General features: G+C 74.0%; 17 protein-coding genes. 8 read left to right on the top strand and 9 right to left on the bottom strand.

What is annotated here, in order from left to right; genetic code table 11:
• The first annotated feature begins 12 nt into the window (after positions 1–12).
• Together AB0J12_RS05280 and AB0J12_RS05275 are read left to right on the top strand one after the other, a co-directional pair.
• Complete coding sequence (locus tag AB0J12_RS05280; protein ID WP_363262848.1) at positions 13–681, top strand: 1,4-alpha-glucan branching protein; 669 nt, start codon at positions 13–15, stop codon at positions 679–681.
• 240 nt (positions 682–921) lie between these two features.
• Complete coding sequence (locus AB0J12_RS05275) at positions 922–3576, top strand: glycosyl hydrolase (RefSeq protein ID WP_363262847.1); 2655 nt, start codon at positions 922–924, stop codon at positions 3574–3576.
• A gap of 62 nt (positions 3577–3638) precedes the next feature.
• Here the strand turns inward: AB0J12_RS05275 and AB0J12_RS05270 are convergent, their stop codons facing one another.
• From AB0J12_RS05270 to AB0J12_RS05260, 3 genes are all read right to left on the bottom strand, one after another.
• Positions 3639–4745, bottom strand: a complete 1107-nt coding sequence (locus AB0J12_RS05270; RefSeq protein ID WP_363262846.1) for an XdhC family protein — start codon at positions 4743–4745, stop codon at positions 3639–3641.
• A gap of 86 nt (positions 4746–4831) precedes the next feature.
• Positions 4832–6157, bottom strand: coding sequence for an MFS transporter (locus AB0J12_RS05265; RefSeq protein ID WP_363263212.1), 1326 nt, complete (start codon positions 6155–6157; stop codon positions 4832–4834).
• 166 nt (positions 6158–6323) lie between these two features.
• Positions 6324–6848: a hypothetical protein gene (locus tag AB0J12_RS05260; RefSeq protein WP_363262845.1), complete on the bottom strand. Its 525-nt coding sequence runs from the start codon at positions 6846–6848 to the stop codon at positions 6324–6326.
• Positions 6849–7434: 586 nt separating this feature from the next.
• Here AB0J12_RS05260 and AB0J12_RS05255 point away from each other — a divergent pair.
• Positions 7435–8913: an alpha/beta hydrolase gene (locus tag AB0J12_RS05255; RefSeq protein WP_363263211.1), complete on the top strand. Its 1479-nt coding sequence runs from the start codon at positions 7435–7437 to the stop codon at positions 8911–8913.
• 27 nt (positions 8914–8940) lie between these two features.
• Here AB0J12_RS05255 and AB0J12_RS05250 read toward each other — a convergent pair whose 3' ends face one another.
• Positions 8941–9573 (bottom strand): TetR family transcriptional regulator, encoded by a 633-nt coding sequence (locus AB0J12_RS05250; RefSeq protein WP_363262844.1) that lies wholly within the window; start codon positions 9571–9573, stop codon positions 8941–8943.
• A gap of 83 nt (positions 9574–9656) precedes the next feature.
• On the opposite strand from AB0J12_RS05250, the gene AB0J12_RS05245 reads away from it, so the two are divergent.
• Positions 9657–11084, top strand: coding sequence for an FAD-dependent oxidoreductase (locus tag AB0J12_RS05245; RefSeq protein WP_363262843.1), 1428 nt, complete (start codon positions 9657–9659; stop codon positions 11082–11084).
• Positions 11085–11122: 38 nt separating this feature from the next.
• Here AB0J12_RS05245 and AB0J12_RS05240 read toward each other — a convergent pair whose 3' ends face one another.
• The 3 genes from AB0J12_RS05240 to AB0J12_RS05230 all read right to left on the bottom strand — a co-directional run bounded on the left by AB0J12_RS05240 (position 11123) and on the right by AB0J12_RS05230 (position 12697).
• Positions 11123–11872: a hypothetical protein gene (locus AB0J12_RS05240; protein ID WP_363263210.1), complete on the bottom strand. Its 750-nt coding sequence runs from the start codon at positions 11870–11872 to the stop codon at positions 11123–11125.
• A 77-nt stretch (positions 11873–11949) separates the two neighbouring features.
• On the bottom strand, positions 11950–12324 hold the full coding sequence (locus AB0J12_RS05235; RefSeq protein WP_363262842.1) for a TraR/DksA C4-type zinc finger protein: 375 nt from the start codon (positions 12322–12324) through the stop codon (positions 11950–11952).
• A 58-nt stretch (positions 12325–12382) separates the two neighbouring features.
• Positions 12383–12697 (bottom strand): TraR/DksA C4-type zinc finger protein, encoded by a 315-nt coding sequence (locus AB0J12_RS05230; RefSeq protein WP_363262841.1) that lies wholly within the window; start codon positions 12695–12697, stop codon positions 12383–12385.
• Positions 12698–13031: 334 nt separating this feature from the next.
• Between AB0J12_RS05230 and AB0J12_RS05225 the strand changes: the two genes are divergently transcribed.
• From AB0J12_RS05225 to secD, 4 genes are all read left to right on the top strand, one after another.
• Positions 13032–14114 (top strand): sensor histidine kinase, encoded by a 1083-nt coding sequence (locus tag AB0J12_RS05225; protein ID WP_363262840.1) that lies wholly within the window; start codon positions 13032–13034, stop codon positions 14112–14114.
• A 3-nt stretch (positions 14115–14117) separates the two neighbouring features.
• The gene (locus AB0J12_RS05220) at positions 14118–14801 is read left to right on the top strand and encodes a response regulator transcription factor (RefSeq protein WP_363262838.1); all 684 of its coding nucleotides are present in this window, start codon (positions 14118–14120) and stop codon (positions 14799–14801) included.
• A gap of 7 nt (positions 14802–14808) precedes the next feature.
• A complete protein-coding gene (locus tag AB0J12_RS05215; RefSeq protein ID WP_363262837.1) occupies positions 14809–15171 on the top strand; it encodes a hypothetical protein in 363 nt (120 codons plus the stop codon).
• Between the two features lie 68 nt (positions 15172–15239).
• Positions 15240–17582, top strand: coding sequence for a protein translocase subunit SecD (secD, locus tag AB0J12_RS05210; protein ID WP_363262836.1), 2343 nt, complete (start codon positions 15240–15242; stop codon positions 17580–17582).
• Here secD and AB0J12_RS05205 read toward each other — a convergent pair.
• Together AB0J12_RS05205 and AB0J12_RS05200 are read right to left on the bottom strand one after the other, a co-directional pair.
• The gene (locus AB0J12_RS05205) at positions 17530–18687 is read right to left on the bottom strand and encodes an enolase C-terminal domain-like protein (RefSeq protein ID WP_363263209.1); all 1158 of its coding nucleotides are present in this window, start codon (positions 18685–18687) and stop codon (positions 17530–17532) included. The two genes, secD and AB0J12_RS05205, sit on opposite strands and share 53 nt — an antisense overlap.
• 134 nt (positions 18688–18821) lie before the next feature.
• The gene (locus AB0J12_RS05200) at positions 18822–19733 is read right to left on the bottom strand and encodes an alpha/beta hydrolase (protein WP_363262835.1); all 912 of its coding nucleotides are present in this window, start codon (positions 19731–19733) and stop codon (positions 18822–18824) included.
• Positions 19734–19882 lie beyond the last annotated feature (149 nt).

Raw genomic sequence — 19882 nt, 5'->3', positions numbered from 1 at the left:
GGAGACCTCGGCATGGCCGTCATCCACAAGACATTCGTGAAGCCGACCAAACTGGAACTGCTCACCTCCTGGCTGCCCTCCCGTCCGTGGTACCGCGGCGCGGCCGCACCGGACCTGGCCAAGTCCGGAGGCTTCCGGCTGGACGACCCCGACGGCGCAGTCGGGATGGAATTCATGGTGGTCACCGACGTCTCGGCTTCCGGACCGACCACCTACCTGGTGCCGCTCACCTACCGCGGCGCCCCGCTCGACGGGGCCGAGCACGCCCTCGTCGGCACCATGGAACACGGAGTGCTCGGCCGGCGCTGGGTCTACGACGGCTGCCACGACCCCGTTCTGGGCGCGCAGTTGCTCGCCCTGGTCCAGGGCGCGGCACAGGCCCAGGACCAGAACACCACCGACACTCCCGACCCGACGGTCATCGGCTCCTGCACCGGCGAGGGCCCGCTCGCCATCGACCCCGCCCAGGCTCCCGCCGACGACCAGGACGGCACCGAACTGCCCCTGTCGCAGGGCGCGACGCTTCGGCTGCACCGGGTCCTGCGGCCGGCGCCGGACGGCGCGCCCGTCGCCCCGCAGGGAGCGGTCGGCCACGTCGCCGCGCCCTGGACCCTGCCGGACGGCACCCGAGTCCAGGGGCTGTTCGCCGTCCTGCACCCCGGTCTTCGGGCCCAGGGGTGACACATTCCGGACCGTGCGCGCTGTAACCCACAGGGGGTGACGGCCCCTTGAGAGGTATGAGCGGTGACGCGCCGAACGAGCCTGTTTTTGCCAATCATTACGTTTGTCAGACTCTAAAGTCGCTGTAAACCTCTGTGATCGGCACACGCCACGGGAGTACGGTTCCGGCGCTCGGCAGTAAGAGATCCCGCGGCCGTAGGGGCGGCCGCCCCTTACTCCGAAGAACCCGGAGACAAGTCCATGGGTGTGTTTTCCGCACGGCGCAGACCGCGCCGCGCCGCGGAGGGCGGCGGCAGACCGGTGATCGCCGTCGCCGCCGCCGCGCTTCTGCTGGCGGGGGCGATACCGGTCGCCGCCTACGGGGTGGACGCCGACAGGGGGTCCGGCCGCCATGACGTGGCGGGCGAGGAGTCCCACGAACTGATGGAGTCCCTCGACTCGTTCAACGAGCCGAGGCTCTCCCCCGACGGCCGCATCGCACCGGGCGCCTACGCCGACGCCTGGACCCACATCAAGAACATGCCGGTCAGGGCGGGCAGTTGGAGCGAGGTCACCACCGCGCCGTACAACGAGGACGCACTGCACTACCGGGACCGGTCCGCCTCCAACTCCGGTGGTGGCGCGGGGCACTCGGCGGGCCGGATCGCCGCCCTGGCCACCGACCCGACGCACCAGGGCGTGGTCTACGCGGGCGCCGCGGGCGGCGGCGTGTTCCGTTCCACGGACGACGGGCGGACCTGGACGCCGATCGCCGACCGGCTGCCCGCCCTGTCCGTGGGCGCCCTCGCCGTCGCGCCCGACGGCTCGCTGTGGCTGGCCACCGGCGAGGCGACCACCGCCTCCGACAACTACCTGGGCAGCGGCGTCTACCGGCTGGCGAACCCGGCCACCGGCACCTTCGCCGAGACCGGCAAGGTGGGCGGCACCGAGCTGGACAGCAGCTCCGTCCACACCGTCACCTTCGACAAGGCCGCCGGCTACGTCTTCGCCGCCTCCTCGCACGGCGTCTTCCGGCGCCCGCTGACGGCGGGGCAGTCCACCGCCTGGACGAAGGTCCTGGCCCCGTGCGCGGGCGTCGGCATCAGCGGCGTCAGCTGCGGGGTGGACAGCCACTACGCGGACATCGCCAACGACATCGCCGTACAGCCCGGCAGCGACGGCAGGAAGCTGCTGGCCAACGTGGCCTGGCGCGGTGGCGCCGGCTACAACGGCTTCTACTACTCCGACGACGCCGGCGCCACCTGGAAGCGCGCCAACCCGACCGGTGCGATCAACCCCGCCGAGATCGGCAACGCCGCCTTCGCGTACGCGGCCGACGGCAGCCGGCTGTACGTCTCGATGGAGTCTCCGAAGCTGCTCGACAAGTCCTCGGGTTCCGGCGTGTACTCGGTGCTGGCCGGTGTGTACGTCAGCCGGAGCGGCGACGCGAGCGGCTCGTTCAAGCAGATCGCCACGTCCTCGGCGCTGTCGGCGACCGGTTCCGCGATGAAGATCAACGAGATCGGCAGCGGCTACCAGCCCGGCTCCCAGGCCTGGTACGACCAGGTCATCGCCGTCGACCCGAGCGACCCGGACCACGTCTACCTCGGCCTAGAGGAGATGTTCGAGTCCCGGAACGGCGGCGCGACCTGGAAGGCGATCGGCCGCTACTGGGACTTCGGCATGCCGTGCTTCTCGTACGACCCGGCCCAGAACTCCTGCGACGGCGACGTGATGCACTCCGACCAGCACGCCCTCGCCTTCTCGCAGTGGAAGGGCGGCACGCCGGAGGTGTTCGTCGGCAACGACGGCGGCGCCTACGCCCGCCCGACCACACAGACGACGGCCGGCTGGCGCAACCTCAACGAGTCCGGCACCCTGCGCAATCTCCAGTACTACTCGGTGCGCGCGGGCCGGATGACCGACGGCAGCGGCGACGCCGTCTGGGGCGGTCTGCAGGACAACGGCGTCTCGCTGCTCGCCCCCAAGGGCGCCACCTACCAGGGGCAGCGGCTGAACCCGGACGGTGAGATGGTCTCGCCGTTCGGCGGTGACGGCGGCGACCAGCTGGTCAACCCCGCCAACGGCTGCCAGACGGTCGGGGAGTACGTCGACCTCGCGCTGCAGATCACCGGCAACTGCGGCTACACCGCGAGCGACGACGGCTCCGAGGACGTGATCACCGACATCGCGCCCGGCGACCCGGGGGCCCGCTTCATCGCCCCGTTCGCCGCGGACGAGACCGACCCGAACGGTCTGTGGGTCGCGGGCGGCCAGTACGTCTGGGGCAACACCAGGACCTGGCAGAGCACGTCGGGCGCCGACTGGACGCGGCTGTTCGACCTGGGCGCCGGTCATTCCGCCTCGGCCGTCGCCAGCCGGGGCCACGTGACGTGGGCGGCATGGTGCGGCCCGTGCTCCGCGGTCGACGGGACCTTCGGACGCGGTGTCGCCACCGACTACGGCGGCGCCTGGCACCAGGTGAGCCTGCCCGCCGCCTTCCCGAACCGTTACATCTCCGGTCTGGCCATCGACCCGTCCGATGCCTCCGGCAAGACGGTCTACGCGGTCGTCAACGGCTTCTCCCGGCACTGGAACGAGGGCCCGGGGGCCGGATACGGCCACGTCTGGAAGACCACCGACGGCGGCACGACCTGGACGGACGTCAGCGGTGACCCCGCGGCCGCGGACTCCTTCCCGGACGCCCCGGCCAACGCGGCGCTCATCACCCGGGACGGCACCCTCGTGGTGGCCACCGACCTGGGCGTGTTCACCAGCACCTCGGCGGGCCACTGGACGCGCCTGGGCACGAACCTGCCCACCGCGCCGGCGGTCTACCTCGCCCCGAGTCCCGACGGCGGCCAGGTGTACGTGGCCACGCACGGCCGTGGCATCTGGAGGACGCCGACGCCGTGACCCCCTGCCGGCCGGGCGAGCCCTCGCCCGGCCGGCAGCCTGCCTGCTGAGCCGGCTCGCCGTCAGGTGGCCGCGGGTGGGTGGATGGCCCCGCTCGTCGCGGTGAGCGGTGTCCCGGTGCCGCCCCAGCGCAGGGCGACGATCTCGGCGGCGACGGACACCGCGACCTCCTCGGGGGTGCGGGCGCCGAGGTCGAGGCCGAGCGGCGAGCGCAGCCGGGACAGCTCCCGCGCCGTGACACCGGCCTCCATGAGCCTCGCCAACCGGTCGTCGTGGGTACGGCGGCTGCCCATCGCGCCGATGTAGGCGGCCGGCCGGCGCAGCGCCTCCTCGAGAAGCGGCACGTCGAACTTGGGGTCGTGGGTGACGACGCAGATCACCGTGCGCTCGTCGGTGACGGTCCCGGCGAGATAGCGGTGCGGCCAGTCCACGACGACCTCGACACCGGCCGGGAAGCGCTTGGGTGTGGCGAAGACGGGGCGGGCGTCGCACACGGTGACCCGGTAGCCCAGGAAGTCGCCGATCCGGGCCACGGCGGCCGCGTAGTCGATGGCGCCGAAGACCAGCATGCGCGGCGGCGGCGCGTAGGACTGCAGGAAGACGGTGACCTCGTCCTCGCGGCGCTCTCCGCGCGGCCCGTAGTGCCGCTGGACCGTGGCACCGAGGGCGAGTTCGCCGCGCGCGTCGGCGGTGACGGCCGCGTCGAGGCCGGGTGTGCCGAGCGTGCCGGCCACGCGGTCCGGCCACACCGCGAGAGTGGCCCCGCGCGGGGCGGGGCCGTCGACGACCATGGCCAGCGTCACCGGTTCCCGGGCGGCGACGGACGCGGCGAGCGCCCCGAACACCGGGTCCGCCGCCGGGGTCACGGGCCGCACCAGCAGGGTGATCTCGCCGCCGCAGGTCAGCCCGACCGCGAAAGCGTCCTCGTCGCTGTATCCGAAGGTCGCCAGGCGGGCCTCGCCGCTCGCGACGACCTCCTGCGCGAGTTCGAACACCGCGCCTTCCACACAGCCGCCGGACACGCTCCCCACGACCTCGTCGTCCGGCCCCACGGCCATGGCGGCGCCGGGCTCGCGCGGCGCACTGCGGCTGACCGCGACGACCGTGGCGAGCCCGAACGGGACACCGGAGGCGTACCAGCGTTCCAGCGCCGGCAGGATGTCACGCACGCTGCACTCCTTGGGGAGGAGACCGACCGGTCCGGTTCGACGTAGGTCACTGTAGAGCCGCCTCCCGCACGCAGCGAGCGCTCGTCCTATGCCCGCGTCGCGGAGTGCGCCGGCACGCATCGCCACGCCAGCACCGCGGCGGTCAGACAAGCGAGCGCTCCGATGGCCATGCTGTGCCGCAGCCCGGCCGCGTAGTCGGCGGTGGCGAGCAGGCTGCCGCCGAGCGCGACGCCGGTGGCGCTGCCGATCTGCCGGGTGGTGTTGAACAGGGCCGAGGCCGCCCCGGCGTGGTCCGGGGGCGCGGCGGCCATCACGGTGGTGGTGGAGCCGGTGAGGGCGAAGGAGGTGCCGAATCCGGCGGCCATCATCGGGGCGACCAGCAGCGCGTAGGCGGGATCGTCGCCCGCCGCGGCCCAGCCGGCCAGCCCCAGGGAGGCCAGGAGCATGCCGCAGACCACCAGTGGGCGCTCCCCGGTACGGCGGGCCAGCCGCCCGGACAGGACGGAGGCGAACATGGTCATCGCCACCGCCGGGAACAGCGCGAGACCGGTGCCGAGGGCGCTGTAACCGCGCTGGTGCTGGAACTCCAGGCTGGCGGTGAACACCATGCCGTAGAAGGCGAAGTTGAACAGCAGGCCGATGACGGCGGCGCCGCCCATCGGGCGGGAGCGCAGCATGCCCGGCGGGAGGGCGGGCGAGCGGGCCAGTCGCTCACGTACCGCGAACGCCGCGGCGGCCGCCCCGGCCAGGAGGAGTCCGGCGAGAACGGCCGGGTCGGCGCGCCGGCCTGCCTCGTTGAGTGCCGCGGTCAGCAGGGCCACCGTCGACACCACCGCGCACTGCGCCGGCCAGTCCAGGGACCGGGTGGCGCGCCGGGGCGAGGGCGCGACGTAGCGCAGGGTCAGCAGCAGGCAGGCCGCTCCGACGGGCAGGTTGACGAGGAACACCCAGCGCCAGCCGACCGTGGCGACCAGCAGGCCGCCCAGCAGCGGTCCGGCGGACGCGGCGATGCCGGCCATGGAACCCCACAGCCCGAAGGCGCGCGAGCGTGCCGCCGGCCGGGGGTAGGCCTGCTGGAGCAGGGCCAGGGAGCCCGGCACGATCAGCGCCGCACCGAGGCCCTCCACCAGCCGGGCGGCCACCAGGAACAGGGTGCCCGGCGCCAGCGCGCACGCGGCGGAGGACACGGCGAACACCGCCACGCCCGCGCAGAAGACGCGGCGGTTGCCGAGCCGGTCACCGAGCGCGCCGGCGGTGAGCAGGAACCCGGCGAAGACCAGGGTGTAACCGTCGGTGATCCACTGGACGCCGGTGAGGGACGCCGACAGCTCCCGCCCGATCACCGGCACGGCGACGTTGATGACGGTCACGTCGAGGATGACCATGAAGTACCCGGCGCACACCGCGAGCAGCGGTGCCCAGGACCGCCCCCCGCTCTCGCGGGACGGTACGTTGTCGCCGCCGGCCTCCGCGAACGCCACGGTGTCCACCCCTTTTCGTTCACGGACGTACGGCACCGGACGTCACCGTAAGGGACACCCTGCTCACGCACCGGGCATCGGCGCCTCGGCGCTTCACTCATCCCTGCCGCGGCTCGCCGGCCCGTGTCTCGTCGAGGGCGTCCCGCAGCAGTCGCAGGCGGTCGGCGGGCCGTCCCAGGCCGTTGAGTTCCAGCCGTGCCGCCTCGGTGCGGGCGTCGGGGTGGATGGTGAACGCCAGGTTCATGGCCTGGTGCACCATCCACTGGTGGTAGGCCAGCAGCCTGCCCGCGTCGTCCCGCGCGTCCACCAGATCGGGCTCGCTGATCGGCAGCTCGTCCAGGCGTGCGCGCAGCCGGTGGAAGCCGCGGGCGGCTCGTCCGCAGCCCTGAGCGGCCTGCCACGTGGCACCGTCCGGCGCCCCGCACGCGGCGACCGCGAGGTCGGCGGACGACAGCGCCGCCACGGCGTCGTCCAGCACCGCGACCAGCATGCGCAGCTGTGACGCGCGGGGCACCCGGCCGACGGGTACCGGGCGGCGGCGCCTGAGACGGCGCAGGGTGCGACGCCACGGGCCGGCGGTCCGGGCGGACTCTGGTGGGGCGGGCGAGCCGGGATCGGGCATGGCACCTCCGCGGTCGGCCCGGCCGCCGCCTTCCGCGGGACCGGCACCGCTCTGGGACCCCTACGGGCGGATGTACTCCAGTGTGCAGCGCCCTGCACGGGACGACGGTGGCCGGGCCCGGGCAGAGGTGGTGCTCGTTGATCGCCGCGGTCTTGGATCGGGACACGATGTACCCATAGGGGGTATCGAACGGCGCTCGACCGGGCCGCTTCGTGATCTTCGCGACCGCTCCACAGCCGTGCGCGCCCGGCATTGGGTCCGGCCGGGGGCCGGCGCGCCGCCCCGCGGGCCGCTCAGGGGGCAACCCACCGCCTCCCTACGGGGGTTGGCCCCAGCGGCGAGCCGCCTGCCAGCCGGAGTGAGCGGCGCCGGGCCCCGCTCTAGCGTGAAGGTCCCCTGACGAACCGGGTCCCGGACGCGCTGTCCGCCGGACTCGGCTTCCTCGACACCGTCCAGGCCCCGTTCCACGCGGACCGGCCCCCGGACGAACCGAAAGGACCCGACCGTGACCAAGTCCCCCTTACCCTTCCGAGGTTGGCGTGCCAGGGCGGCCACCCTCGGTGCGGCGGCCACCCTCGCCGTCGCCGTGCTGCCTGCGACGAGCCAGGCCGCGCCGGCCGCGCACAGCCCCCTCGCCCGCTACCAGCACCAGCGCCTCACCTGGAAGAGCTGTGTGCTCGGCGCGGAGGACGCCATGGGCAAGGAACTTCAGCAGGCGGGCGCCCGGTGCGCCGACCTGACGGTCCCGCTGGACTACACGCGCCCCCAGGGCCGTACCCTCACCATCGCCGTCTCCCGGATACGCGCCACCGACCCCGCCCACCGCGTGGGCGCGCTGCTGCTCAACAGCGGCGGGCCCGGCGGGCAGACGCTCGGCGACCCGCCGTGGGTGCGCAGGGCGATGCGGGAGACGGGCGCGCGCTTCGACGTGATCGGCGTCGACCCCCGCTTCGTCGGCCGCAGCACCCCGCTGGACTGCCGGTGGCCGACGGGGTCCGCGTTCCGCGGCGCGGGCCACGACCGGGCCGGGTTCGACCGGATGACGAGACTGGCCAAGGACCTCGCCCGGCGCTGCCGCAGCAACGCCGGTGACCTCCTGCCGTACGCCACCACCCGTGACACCGCCCGCGACATGGACGTGCTGCGGGCGGCGCTGGGCGAGCGGCGGATCTCCTACCTCGGTTACTCGTACGGCAGTTACCTCGGCGAGGTGTACACCGCGATGTTCCCCGGCCGCACCGACCGGGTCGTGCTGGACGGGGTGATCTCCCCGGACCGGTACGGTCCCCGGCTCCTGCGCTTCGCCGGACCGTCCAACCGGCACGCGCTGGAAGGCTGGGCGGCCTGGACCGCGGCCCGTGACACGACGTACGGCCTCGGCCGTACCCGCGGCGCGGTGCTCGCGGCGGTGGACCGGATCCAGGCGGCGGCCGCCCGGGAACCTCTGCGGGTCGGCGCCTACCCGGTGGACGAGCACATGACGCCGTTCGTCGTGTTCAACGGCCTGTCGCAGGACAACGCCGCCGCCTACGGCGACTTCGCGCAGGGTGTGCGGGATCTGCTGCGCGCGGCGCGGGGCGAGCCGGTCACTCCCTCGCCAGGGCTGGCGGAGGTGCTCGCCGTCGAGCAGAGCGGCGCGGACTCCCGGTACGGCAGCGCGCAGACGGCGATCCTGTGCGGCGACGTCGCCGCCCCGCGCGATCCGGAGGTGTACTGGCGCGACGTCCAACGCGCCCGCGCCGAGGACCCGTTGATCGGGCCCTTCACCCACGACATCAACCCGTGCGCGTTCTGGGCCCCGCCGCGCGAGCGGCCGACCACGATCCGGGGCGATGTGCCCGCGCTGCTGGTGAACGCCACCGGCGACCCGCGCACCGACTACCCGGGGGCCACGGCCGTGCGCCGCATGTGGCCGTCCTCCCGGCTGATCACCCTGCGAGGCGCCGACCAGCACGCGGTGTTCGGCGTCTACGGCAGCGATTGCGTCGACACGGCGGTCAACGCCTACTTGGCCACCGGTCGGCTCCCGGTGACCGACCCGACCTGCGCGGCACGGCCCCGCTGAACCGCCGTCCGCCGGCTTGCCTCGGCGTCACGGGTGATCGAGGTGTCCGGCGAGCCCTTCCGCCAGGAGTGTGAAGGCGTGTTCGGCGTCGGCCACCGCCTGCGGGTAGCGCTCGTCGGCGGACCGGCCGCCGTCCAGGGCCCGGAAGTTGTCCATCGACAGCAGCCAGTGCGTGCTCACCACGTGGGTGGCCGCCAGGCGCGCGGTCAGGGGCGGGACTCCCGCGGTGTCCTGGAGCGCCTCCGCGAGCGCCCGCTCGGACGCCTCCTGGAAGCCGATGGCTCGCGTCCGCAGCGCCGGTGTCTCGCGCACCATGCGCGTGAACGCGAGGATCTGCGGCGTGTCGTTGAGGCCGGTGACCGGGTCGCGGTCGTGCAGCGCCCGCAGGAAGTGGTCGCGCAGGGCGGCCAGTGGGCCGACGCCGGCCGGGCGGGCGCGCACCAGGCGGCCGGCCTCGTCCTCGTGGTCGGCGAAGCGGTGGACGACGAGGTCCTCCTTGGCCGGGAAGTACGCGAACACGGTCCGCTTCGACACCTCGGCGGCCTCCGCCACCTGCGCCACCGACACCTGGTCGAACCCGTGCTCCAGGAAAAGCGCGATGGCCGCCTCCGAGATGGCGGCATGAGTCCGTGCCCGCTTGCGTTCCCGTAGCCCTGTCATGCCGCCATGGTAGCCGAAAACTGCACTTGGAGACTTTCTGCACTCGGTGTACTTTTGCCCTCAGTGAAGCCACTGGAGGAGCAATGATCGACGTGATCGTGGTGGGCGCCGGGCCCACCGGACTGATGCTGGCCTGCGAGCTGGCCCTCGCCGGAGTGGACACCGTGGTGCTGGAGCGCCTGCCGGAGCGGATCCGGCAGACGAAGGGCGGGGCGATCCAGCCGCGGACGCAGGAGTTGCTGGAGTTGCGTGGGCTGCTGGGGCCGATGCAGGCCAGGGCGATGTCCCGGGAGCCGGTCGGCGGGCATTTCGCGATGCTGCCCGTACCCCTGGACTGCACGGCCTGGGACACCGCGCACCCCTACGTGCTCCCGATCCCGCAGTGGGAGATCGAGGAGGTGCTGGAGGAACGCGCCACGGCGCTGGGTGTGAAGGTGCTGCGCGACACCACGGTCTCGGCGGTGGAAGCGTCGGACGACGGCGTGACGGTGACGGCCGGCGACGAGCGGATCGAAGCCGGCTACCTCGTGGCCTGCGACGGAGCGCACAGCACCGTCAGGAAGCTGCTCGGCGTGCCGTTCCCCGGCAGGCCGGGCACGTTCACGGCCGTCCTGGCCGATGTGCGGCTGGCGTCGGCGTCCGACCTCGTCCCCCGGACACACGGGCACATCAGCACGCTCACGCGCGAGGCCGAGGGCAGCTGGGGGATGCTGGTGCCGCTGGGCGGCGACCGTTACCGGTTCACCGCAGGAGTGGTGGACGGGGACGAGCCCGCCAAGGACAGGCCGGTGACGCTCGAGGAGATCGCCGAGCTGCTGCGCCGCGTGTACGGCCAGCAGACCGTGCCGGCCGAGGTGGAGAACGCCTCCCGGTTCAGCGACGCCACCCGGCAGATCGACGGTTACCGGGCGGGCCGGGTGTTCTTCGCCGGCGACGCCGCCCACATCCACCCGCCCTTCGGCGGACAGGGCCTGAACCTCGGCGTGCAGGACGCCTTCAACCTGGGCTGGAAGATGGCGGCCGTGCTGCGGGAGGGTGCCTCGGCGGACCTGCTGGACACCTACCACGCCGAGCGCCACCCCGCCGGAGCCTGGGTCCTGCACATCACCCAGGCACAGCGCGTCTTCGCCGCGCCCCGGGCCGGGGCTGACGTCATCGCCCTGCGCGAGGTCTTCACCGACCTGATGCACCTGCCCGAGACCAACCGGCACCTGGCCGGACTCATGTCGGGCCTTTCACACGCGTATGACGTGCCGGGCGGCCACCCGCTGACCGGTCACCGGGTCCCGGGCGTCGACCCGGCGCTGTTCCGGTCGGGCAGGCCCGTCCTGCTCGACCTCGCCGGGATCCTCCCGCCCGGTCTCGGCGCCGTTCGCGCGGAGCCGGTGGACGGGCTGCCCGGTGCCGTGCTGGTCCGCCCCGACGGCTACGCGGCCTGGGCGGCGGACACGGACCCCGACCTGGACGCCCTCACCGGCGATCCCTGCTTCTCCCTCCTGCGGGCGGGCTAGACACGTCGCACCGCCCCTGCGGCGGGAACCGCGTGCCCTCAGAGGACCGTGGTGAGCCCGGGCGTGGGCGGCAGCGTGGACGGATGGCCGAGGGCCGCGTGCAGGAGTCGGGCGGCGCCCCGGACGGCCGCGGTGTGCGGGGCCGGAACCACGCGCAGCGGCGCGTGCAGCCGGGCGGTGAGATGGTCGGTGACCTCGGGACGCAGGGCGCCGCCGCCGGCGAGGAGGGTGCCGCGGCGCAGGGCGTCGAGGGAGAGGGAGGTGCGGTCCTGGCGGAGCATCGCGGTCAGCATCCGGGCCGCCGCCTCGGCGAGTTCCTCGGCCGTGGTCTCCTCGTCCAGGTCTTCGGTGCCGAGAGCGGTGCGGCGGGCGTCGGTGACGGCGCCGTCGCACAGCAGCACCGCCTCGGTCAGGTGGGCGCCCATGTCCAGCACCAGCAGCGGGCCGGACAGGTCCGCGCCCGTGGCCAGGGCGATGCCCCGCGCGGTGGGCACGGTCAGCACGGTCTGCGGGCGCAGTGCCTCGACCGCGGTGCGGGCCTGGGCGCGGTAGGCGACGCCGTCCAGGACGGGGGTCGTGACGAGGACCATCGGGCGCACGGAACGGGGCAGATGGTCGCCCAGCAGGCGCTGCAGCATCCGCGCGCAGCCCGGGGTGTCGATGATGGCGCCGCGCTGGATCGGATGGACCGCCCCGGTGCCGGGATGGGTGACGGTCGGCACGTCGACGATCACACCGCGGCCGGTGAGCCAGGCGCGGGTGCGGGCGCTGCCCATGTCGAGGGCGATGCCGGGACGGCGGCGGCGCGTCGGCCGGAACGGATGGCGGGCCGCGCCGGCCCGCGCGGCCCGGTGAGGGGCGCCGGTCACCGGACCGCCTCCTTCACCTGCTGGCAGCGGGCGCAGTAGCGGGCCTGCGGAACGATCGTCAGCCGTTCCCGGTCGACGGAGCACCGGCACAGGTGGCACGTGCCGTACGTGCCCGCGTCCATGCGCTGGAGGGCCGCTTCGACGTCGGCGAGGACCATGCGGGCGGAGGCGGCGAGCTTGACGCAGACCTCGAGCCGCGCGGCGGTCTGCTCCCGCGGCCGGTCGCCGGCACCGGAGCCGGCGGGGCCGGCCAGGCGGCGCAGCTGCTCACGGCGGAACAGTCGCTGTTCGTGCAGGTTCTCGCGCAGCGCGACGAGATCCGCGGCCGACAGGTGCGTCGCACTGTCGCCGATGGTCCGGTGGTTCACCACGTCACCTCTTTCCGAGGGCAGGCGCATCTTTGCCGGGACGGTTCGCAGCAGGTGGTGGTCAGGCGGCCCGGCGCCGGCACGCGACGCAGTGGCGGGTGTAGGGAAGGATCTCCAGCCGCTCGGCGGGGATGGGTTCGGCGCAGCCCAGGCAGGTTCCGTAGGTGCCGTCCTGGATGCGGGCGAAGGCTTCCTCGATCTCCTTCAGGACGCCCTCCATCGCCGTCCGCTGTGCGGACAGCAGGTGGTCGTCCCGGCTGCTGCGCCCGGTCTCGTCGAGAGCGTGCAGCTGGGCCAGGCGGGAGGTACGGGCGCCTTCCAGGCGCTGTCGGGCCTCGTGCAGATGGGGTTCGGCCCGGGTGGTGTCGAGCGTCATGGTCCATCCCTTCTCAACGGCGTACGGCATGTGCTCCGTGCGGAGCGTCTCCCTCACACCCTCGCCGGGCCGGCGGCGTCCGCCTATCGGGCGCGGACCCCATTCCGGCCGGGGCACGGGGTGTAGCCGGTCGCACGGTGAGCAGTGCGTGCCCCGGGAAATGGGGGTCGGGCCCCATTTCCGGGTGCGCGGGAAGACGGCAGGCTGGCTGCGGGCTCGTGGCTCGTGCGAGCACCCGGCGGCCGTGGGCGTCCGACACGTGACGGCCGCGGCGCACCCCATGGCACACCAGCCGTGGAGACCCCTGAACGTCACAGAGGAGAGGCGCGGTCCCGTGTCCTTGTTCTGGCGGATCTTCGCCCTCAACGCCTTGGTGCTGGGTACGGCCACCGCCCTGCTGCTGTGGGCTCCGGTGACCGTGTCGGTGCCGGTCGTGCTCACCGAGGCGATCATCCTGGTCGGTGGTCTGGCGGTCATGCTGGTCGCCAATGCCGCGCTGCTGCGGCTTGGCCTGGCGCCGCTGGAGAGGCTCACGAAGCTGATGACCACCGTGGATCTGCTGCGCCCCGGTCAGCGCCTGCCCGCCCGGGGCGGCGCCGAGGTCGCCGAGGTGATCCGCACGTTCAACGCCATGCTGGAGCGGCTGGAACAGGAACGGGTCGCCGGCAGTGCCCGGGTGCTGCTGGCGCAGGAGGCCGAACGCCGCCGTATCGCGCAGGAGTTGCACGACGAGGTCGGCCAGAGCATGACCGCGATCCTGCTCGGGCTCAAGCGCGCCGCTGACGAAGCGCCGCCACCGCTGCGCGCGGACCTGTACGAGGTGCAGGAGATCACCCGGGACAGCCTGGACGAGGTCCGCCGCCTGGTGCGGCGGCTGCGGCCCGGCGTGCTGGACGACCTCGGTCTGGTCAGCGCGCTGACCTCCCTCACGGAGGAGATCGCCACCCACACCGGGCTGAAGATCACCCGCCGCTTCGACGCCGACCTGCCCGCGCTCGGGCCGGAGACGGAGCTGGTCCTCTACCGCGTCGTCCAGGAGTCGCTGACCAACGCCGCCCGCCACGCGGACGCGGAACGGGTCACCGTCGCGCTGCGGCACACCGACGGCCGGGTCATGCTGGCGGTCACCGACGACGGCTGCGGCATCGACGCCCCGTGCGAGGGCGCCGGCATCCGCGGCATGCGCGAGCGGGCCCTGCTCATCGGCGGCAGCCTCACGATCTCCCCGGCAGGCGGAGCCGGGACCGGGACCGGCGGCGGCACCGGGACGTGGGCCCGGACCGGGGCCGACGGCGGGACGGAGACCAGAACCGGGACCGGAACCGGCGCCGGGACCCGGACCGGGACCACCGGCACGCCAATCCGCACCGGCACCAGGGTCCGGCTCACCGCGCCCCTGTCCGGAAAGCAGGCGTGAGCCATGACCGACACGAGCACCTCCCCCACGGCGCGGACGCGCACGATCCGCATCCTGCTCGCCGACGACCACGCGCTGGTACGCCGCGGCGTGCGTCTCATCCTCGACCAGGAGCCGGACCTCGAGGTGGTCGCCGAGGCCGGGGACGGTGCCGAGGCCATCGAGCTGGCCCGCACCCACGACATCGACCTGGCCGTGCTCGACATCGCCATGCCCCGCCTGACCGGACTGCAGGCCGCCCGGGAACTGGCCGCTCTCCGGCCGGGCCTGCGGATCCTGATGCTCACCATGCACGACAACGAGCAGTACTTCTTCCAGGCCCTGAAGGCCGGCGCCAGCGGGTACGTGCTGAAGTCGGTCGCGGATCAGGACCTGGTCGCCGCCTGCCGGGCCACGATGCGCAACGAGCCGTTTCTGTACCCGGGCGCGATCACCGCTCTGATCCGCACCTACCTCGACCGGGTCGGCGGCGGCGAGGAAGCCCCCGACCGCATCCTCACGCCGCGCGAGGAGGAGGTCCTCAAGCTGGTCGCGGAGGGGCATTCCTCCCAGCAGATCGCCGACCTGCTGTTCATCAGCGTCAAGACGGTGCAGCGGCACCGCGCCAACCTGCTGCACAAGCTGGGCCTGCGCGACCGTCTGGAACTCACCCGGTACGCCATCCGCGCCGGCCTGATCGAGCCCTGAGCCCACGGTGTCCCGGCTCTCCGCGCGCCTGACGGCCGCGATCCTGGCGCTGCTGGCCGCCCTCGCGCTCGCCGGCCTGCCGCCGGACAGCGCCGGTGGTGTGCCGGTGGCGCCCGCGGTGGCCGGCCAGGCTCAGGGCGCCGAGCCGCTCGCCGACGACGTGGGCGACACCGCCGTGTCCGCACTGCGGACGGTCAGCCGCCACGAGCAGCACAGCGACCACCCCGCCCCGCACGGCGGTCACCACACCCCGGCGCCGCTCCCGCCCCGGCCGTCTCCCCTGCGCGCACCACCGCCGCCCTTGCCCGCCTGCGCGCCGCACGGTCATCACGACCACGGGCGGGCACCTCCCTTGTTCTCCGGCGCCTGATCCCCCTCACCGCACCTCGCCCGCACCCTGGCCGCCGTCCGCCCGGGTGCCCTTGCCGGAGGCCCCCGTTGAACCGTTCGCTGCGTTTCAGAGCCGTGCTCGCCCTCGCCGTGCTCGCCGTATCGCTGTACATCGCCGCGACCGTGCCGGTCCGTCTCGGACTCGACCTGCGCGGCGGCACCCAGATCGTCCTCGAGACCCGCTCCACCGACACCGGCACCGGCACCGACGCCACCGACCGCACCCTGGAAGTGCTGCGCGGCCGCATCGACGCGCTCGGCGTCGCGGAACCCACCCTGGTGCGCTCCGGCGAGCACCGGATCATCGTCGAACTGCCCGGCGTCCAGGACCCCAGGAAGGCCGCCGACGTCCTCGGCCGCACGGCACAGCTCACCGTCCACCCGGTCCTCGGGCCGGCCGGCGACGCGGAGGTCTCCGCTCCCCCGCTGCCCGACCGGCCCCCGGAGGGGGTCCTGCCCGACGAGTCCGGCGCACCCCTGCGTCTCGGCGCCCCGGCCCTGACCGGCGAGCACGTGAGGAAGGCCGCCGCCGGGTTCGACCAGCAGGGCGGCGCGGGATGGCATGTCACCGTCGACTTCGCGGGCGCCGGCCGCGACGGCTGGGCCCGGCTGACCGGCGCGGCCGCCTGCCGTCCGGCGGGGGACGCGGCGCGCCGGATCGCCGTCGTCCTCGACGGCAAGGTCATCTCCTCCCCTCAGGTCGACCCGTCCGTCCCCTGTCCGGCCGGGATCCGCGACGGCGGCACCCGGATCACGGGATCCTTCAGCCCCGAGGAGGCCCGCGAGCTGGCCCTGCTCATCAGCGGTGGCGCGCTGCCGGTCCCCGTCGAGACCGTCGAACAGCGCACCGTCGGCCCGACCCTGGGCCGGGAGGCGATCACCGCGAGCGCCTGGGCCGCCGTCATCGGCACCGCGCTGACCTCGCTGTTCATCAGCGTCGTCTACCGGCTGATGGGCGTGCTCGCCGCCGTCGCCCTGGTCTGCTACGGCCTCGTCTCCTACGCCGCCCTGGCCGCGCTCGGCGCCACCCTGACCCTGCCGGGGCTGGCCGGGTTCGTGCTGGCGATCGGCATGGCCGTGGACGCCAACGTGCTCGTCTTCGAGCGGGCCCGTGAGGAGTTCGCGGCCCGCCGCCGCCCCAGTGCCCGCTCGGCGCTGGCGGCCGGATTCCGCAACGCCCTCAGCGCGATCGCCGACTCCAACATCACCACACTGATCGCCGCGGCCCTGCTGTTCTTCCTCGCATCCGGGCCCGTGCGGGGCTTCGGCGTCACCCTCGCGATCGGTGTCCTCGCCTCCATGTTCAGCGCCCTGGTGATCACCCGCGTGCTCGCCGAGTTCACCGCGGGCCTGCCCGGGGTGCGCCGGCGTCCCCGTCTCACCGGCATCGCGACGACGGGCGCGGTCCCCGACCGCCTCGCCCGCCGCGATCCCCGGCCGATGCGCCGCCCGCGCCGCTGGCTGGCCGCCTCCGCCGCCGTGCTCGCCCTGGCCGGCGCGGGCGTCGCGGTGCGGGGCGTCGACCTCGGCGTGGAGTTCACCGGCGGCCGCCTCATCGAGTACGCCACCACCGGTCCGGTCGAGGCCGAACGAGCCCGCGCCGCGCTCGCCGACGCCGGGTTCGCCCGCGCCGTCGTGCAGTCGTCGGGCCCCTCGGGACTGACGGTGCGGACCGCGTCGCTGACCGGCGCCGAGGAGGCCGAGGTCACCGGCGTCGTGCGGGGGCTGGCGGGCCGGGCGGAGAAGGTGCGCGACGAGCTGATCGGCCCGAGCATCGGCGCGGAGCTGCGCCGGGGCGCCCTGATCGCGCTCGCCGTGGCGCTGGGTGCGCAGCTCGTCTATCTCGCGGCGCGCTTCCGCTGGGTGTTCGGCGCGGCGGCGGTCCTCGCGCTCGCCCACGACGTGGTCGTGCTGGTCGGTGTCTTCGCCTGGCTGGGCAAGCCTGTCGACGGGGTGTTCCTCGCCGCGCTGCTCACCGTCGTCGGCTACTCGGTCAACGACTCCGTCGTCCTCTTCGACCGGATCAGGGACATCGCCCGCAAGACCCCCGGGACACCGCCGGCCACGGTCACCGACCGGGCGATCGTGCAGACGTTGCCGCGCACCCTGAACACCGGCATGGGTGCCGTCTTCGTCCTGACCGCCCTGGCCGTGCTCGGCGGCCCCGCGCTCACCGACTTCGCGCTGGCCCTGCTCGTCGGCCTGGCGGTGGGCACGTACTCCTCCGTCTTCACCGCGGCTCCGGCCGCGCTCGTGCTCCAACGGCGCGGTGCCGGGGCGCGTTCGGATGATCGCGGCTCCGGTTCTCGTACGCGGACCGGTTCTCGGGGACCTGGGATCACGCCTTCCGGGACCCGTACACGCGGTAGCGCTCGGCGTCGGGCCACTTGACGTCCAGGCCGAGGCCGGGACGGGAGGGGTCGGGGCGCAGGGCGCCGCCGTCGGGGGACAGCGTGCCGTCGAACAGCAGGCGCTCGACGCGGACGTGGTCGTGGAAGTACTCCAGGTGCCGCAGCCGGCGTACGGCGCAGAACGCGTGGGCCGAGAGCGCCGGCGCGCAGTGGGCCGACAGGTCCAGGTGGTGGGCGGCCGCCAGGCCGGCCGTCTCGAGGACGCCGGTGATGCCGCCGCAGCGGGTGACGTCGGCCTGGAGGCAGTCCACGGCGGGGCCCTCGACGAGGTTGGTGAAGTCCTGGGTGGTGTAGGCGTACTCCCCCGCCGCGATCTCCAGCCGTCCGGGGCCCTGTTCGCGCAGCGTGCGCAGGCCCTCCAGGTCGGCGGAGGAGACGGGCTCCTCGAACCACCGCACGTCCCACTCCTCGTGGAACCGGCGGGCCCAGTACAGCGCTTCCTTGCGGCTCAGCGCCCCGTTGGCGTCGGTGAAGATCTCGGGTGCGTCGCCCACCGCCTTGCGTACGGCCGTCAGCCGCTGCGGGTCGCGCTCCGGCTCCCGCGAGGTCTTCAGCTTGACCCGCGGGATGCCCTGGTCGGTCCACGCGCCGAGCTGCTCGGCGAGCCGGTCCAGGGGGTAGTTGGTGAAGCCGCCGCTGCCGTACACCGGGACACGGTCGTGGAATGCGGGCAGCACGTGCACGAGCGGCAGGTCCAGCAGCCGTGCCTTGAGGTCCCACAGGGCGACGTCCACGGCGGAGACGGCCATGGCACCGACGCCGGGGCGGCCGGCGTTGCGGATCTGCCGCTCCATGCGGTGCCACAGCGCCGGCGGTGAGGCGACCGGCTGATCCTTCAGGAGGGGAGCGAGGAGGGACTCGGCGAACGCGGCGACCGACACGTCCCCGTACGTGTAGCCGAGGCCGCAGGTGCCGCCGGCGTGCACCCTGACCAGCACCATCGTCGTGGAGTCCCACTCCAGGGTGCCGTCCTGCTCCCTGCCGTCGGGGCCGTCGGTGGGCACCTCGAAGGCGTGTACGTCGACGGCGTCGACGCGGCACTCGTCGAGCCCTGCCGGATCGTTCCCTGTGGCCGTGCTGTCCACCACGACGGACTCCCTCCACGCGCCTGTGTCCTCAAGGGGTGACCCGTGGGGCGGGCAGGTAAACGGCCGTTGGGTCGCATCGCCCCGGCCGGTCGTCGGCCACCGGCCATCGGGCAGCCCCTCGGCTGGACCGGTCAAGCGGTGCGCCTCAGGCATTCCTCCACGAACGCCAAGGCCCTGAGGTGATACGTCCGCGCGGCCCAGCCGAGGCTGATGTTGTGGCCCGCGCCCGGCATCCGGTCCACGCGCACACGGGGCGCGGCGGTCAGCCGGCCGACCATGTCGGCGACGTCCTCGTCGCCGTGCCGCCACCACGCCTCGTGCTCGGCGAACGTCAGCCGGACGGGCACCCTGACCCGGGGCAGCACCTCGGCGGACAGCCGCTCCCAGTCGCCGGCCGACTCCGCCTCGCGCGGCGGCATCGGGGCGACGACCGTCGCGGCGGCCTGGAAGGTGGCGGGCGGGTACAGGCTCAGCGGCCCCCAGTTGAGCCGTCGCCCGTTCCGGCCGTGCCGCACCTGGTCGTAGGGCACGGCGAGCCGGGTGCCGCATCCCGACACGTCCAGGCCCAGCAGCATGTCCGGGGCGTGCTCGGCGGCGAGCAGGAAGGCCGGCTTGCCGGCGAAGGAGTGGGCGAGCAGCAGGACACCGCCGCCCACGGGGCCGTCGCAGGCCAACTGCCGTACCGCGGCCGCGATGTCGGCCGCCTGCTCGACGAGGGTCCGCCCGTCGGGCAGTTCGGCGGCGGACGCGCCGTATCCGGGGCGGTCGAGGGCGACCACCCGGTGGCCGAGGTCCGCGCCGAGGGTCAGCAGGGACAGGTCGGGGTGCGCCTGCCCGTCGAAGTACCCCGCGCTCGTGCCGCCGCCGTGCAGGGCCAAGACGAGAGCACGGGGCGGCCCATGAGGGGGCTCGCTGCTGAGCCCGGAGAGGGTGACGGGGCCGGCCTGCACCGTGATGCGGCGCACGCCCCGCGAGACGGGAGCCGCCGGTGCCACACCGACGGTGGTGCCGGAGGGCACGGTGGTCTCCGAGAGGTCTGCCATGGGTCGGTCCTTGCTGTTCGCGGATGCGGCGCCCGAGGCGGGATGTCCAGAATCGGTCGCCAGGGGTGGCCGATCAAGCACCGCGGGCGCCGCGTTCAAGCGCGGGTGACGCGTTCAAGCCGGGCGGGCCGGCGGCCGGACCTCATGGC

The organism is Streptomyces sp. NPDC049915 (assembly GCF_040656475.1).
Taxonomy (GTDB): domain Bacteria; phylum Actinomycetota; class Actinomycetes; order Streptomycetales; family Streptomycetaceae; genus Streptomyces.
The sequence above is the reverse complement of the archived record's forward strand: the minus strand, read 5'-3'. Positions and strand labels throughout refer to the sequence as shown.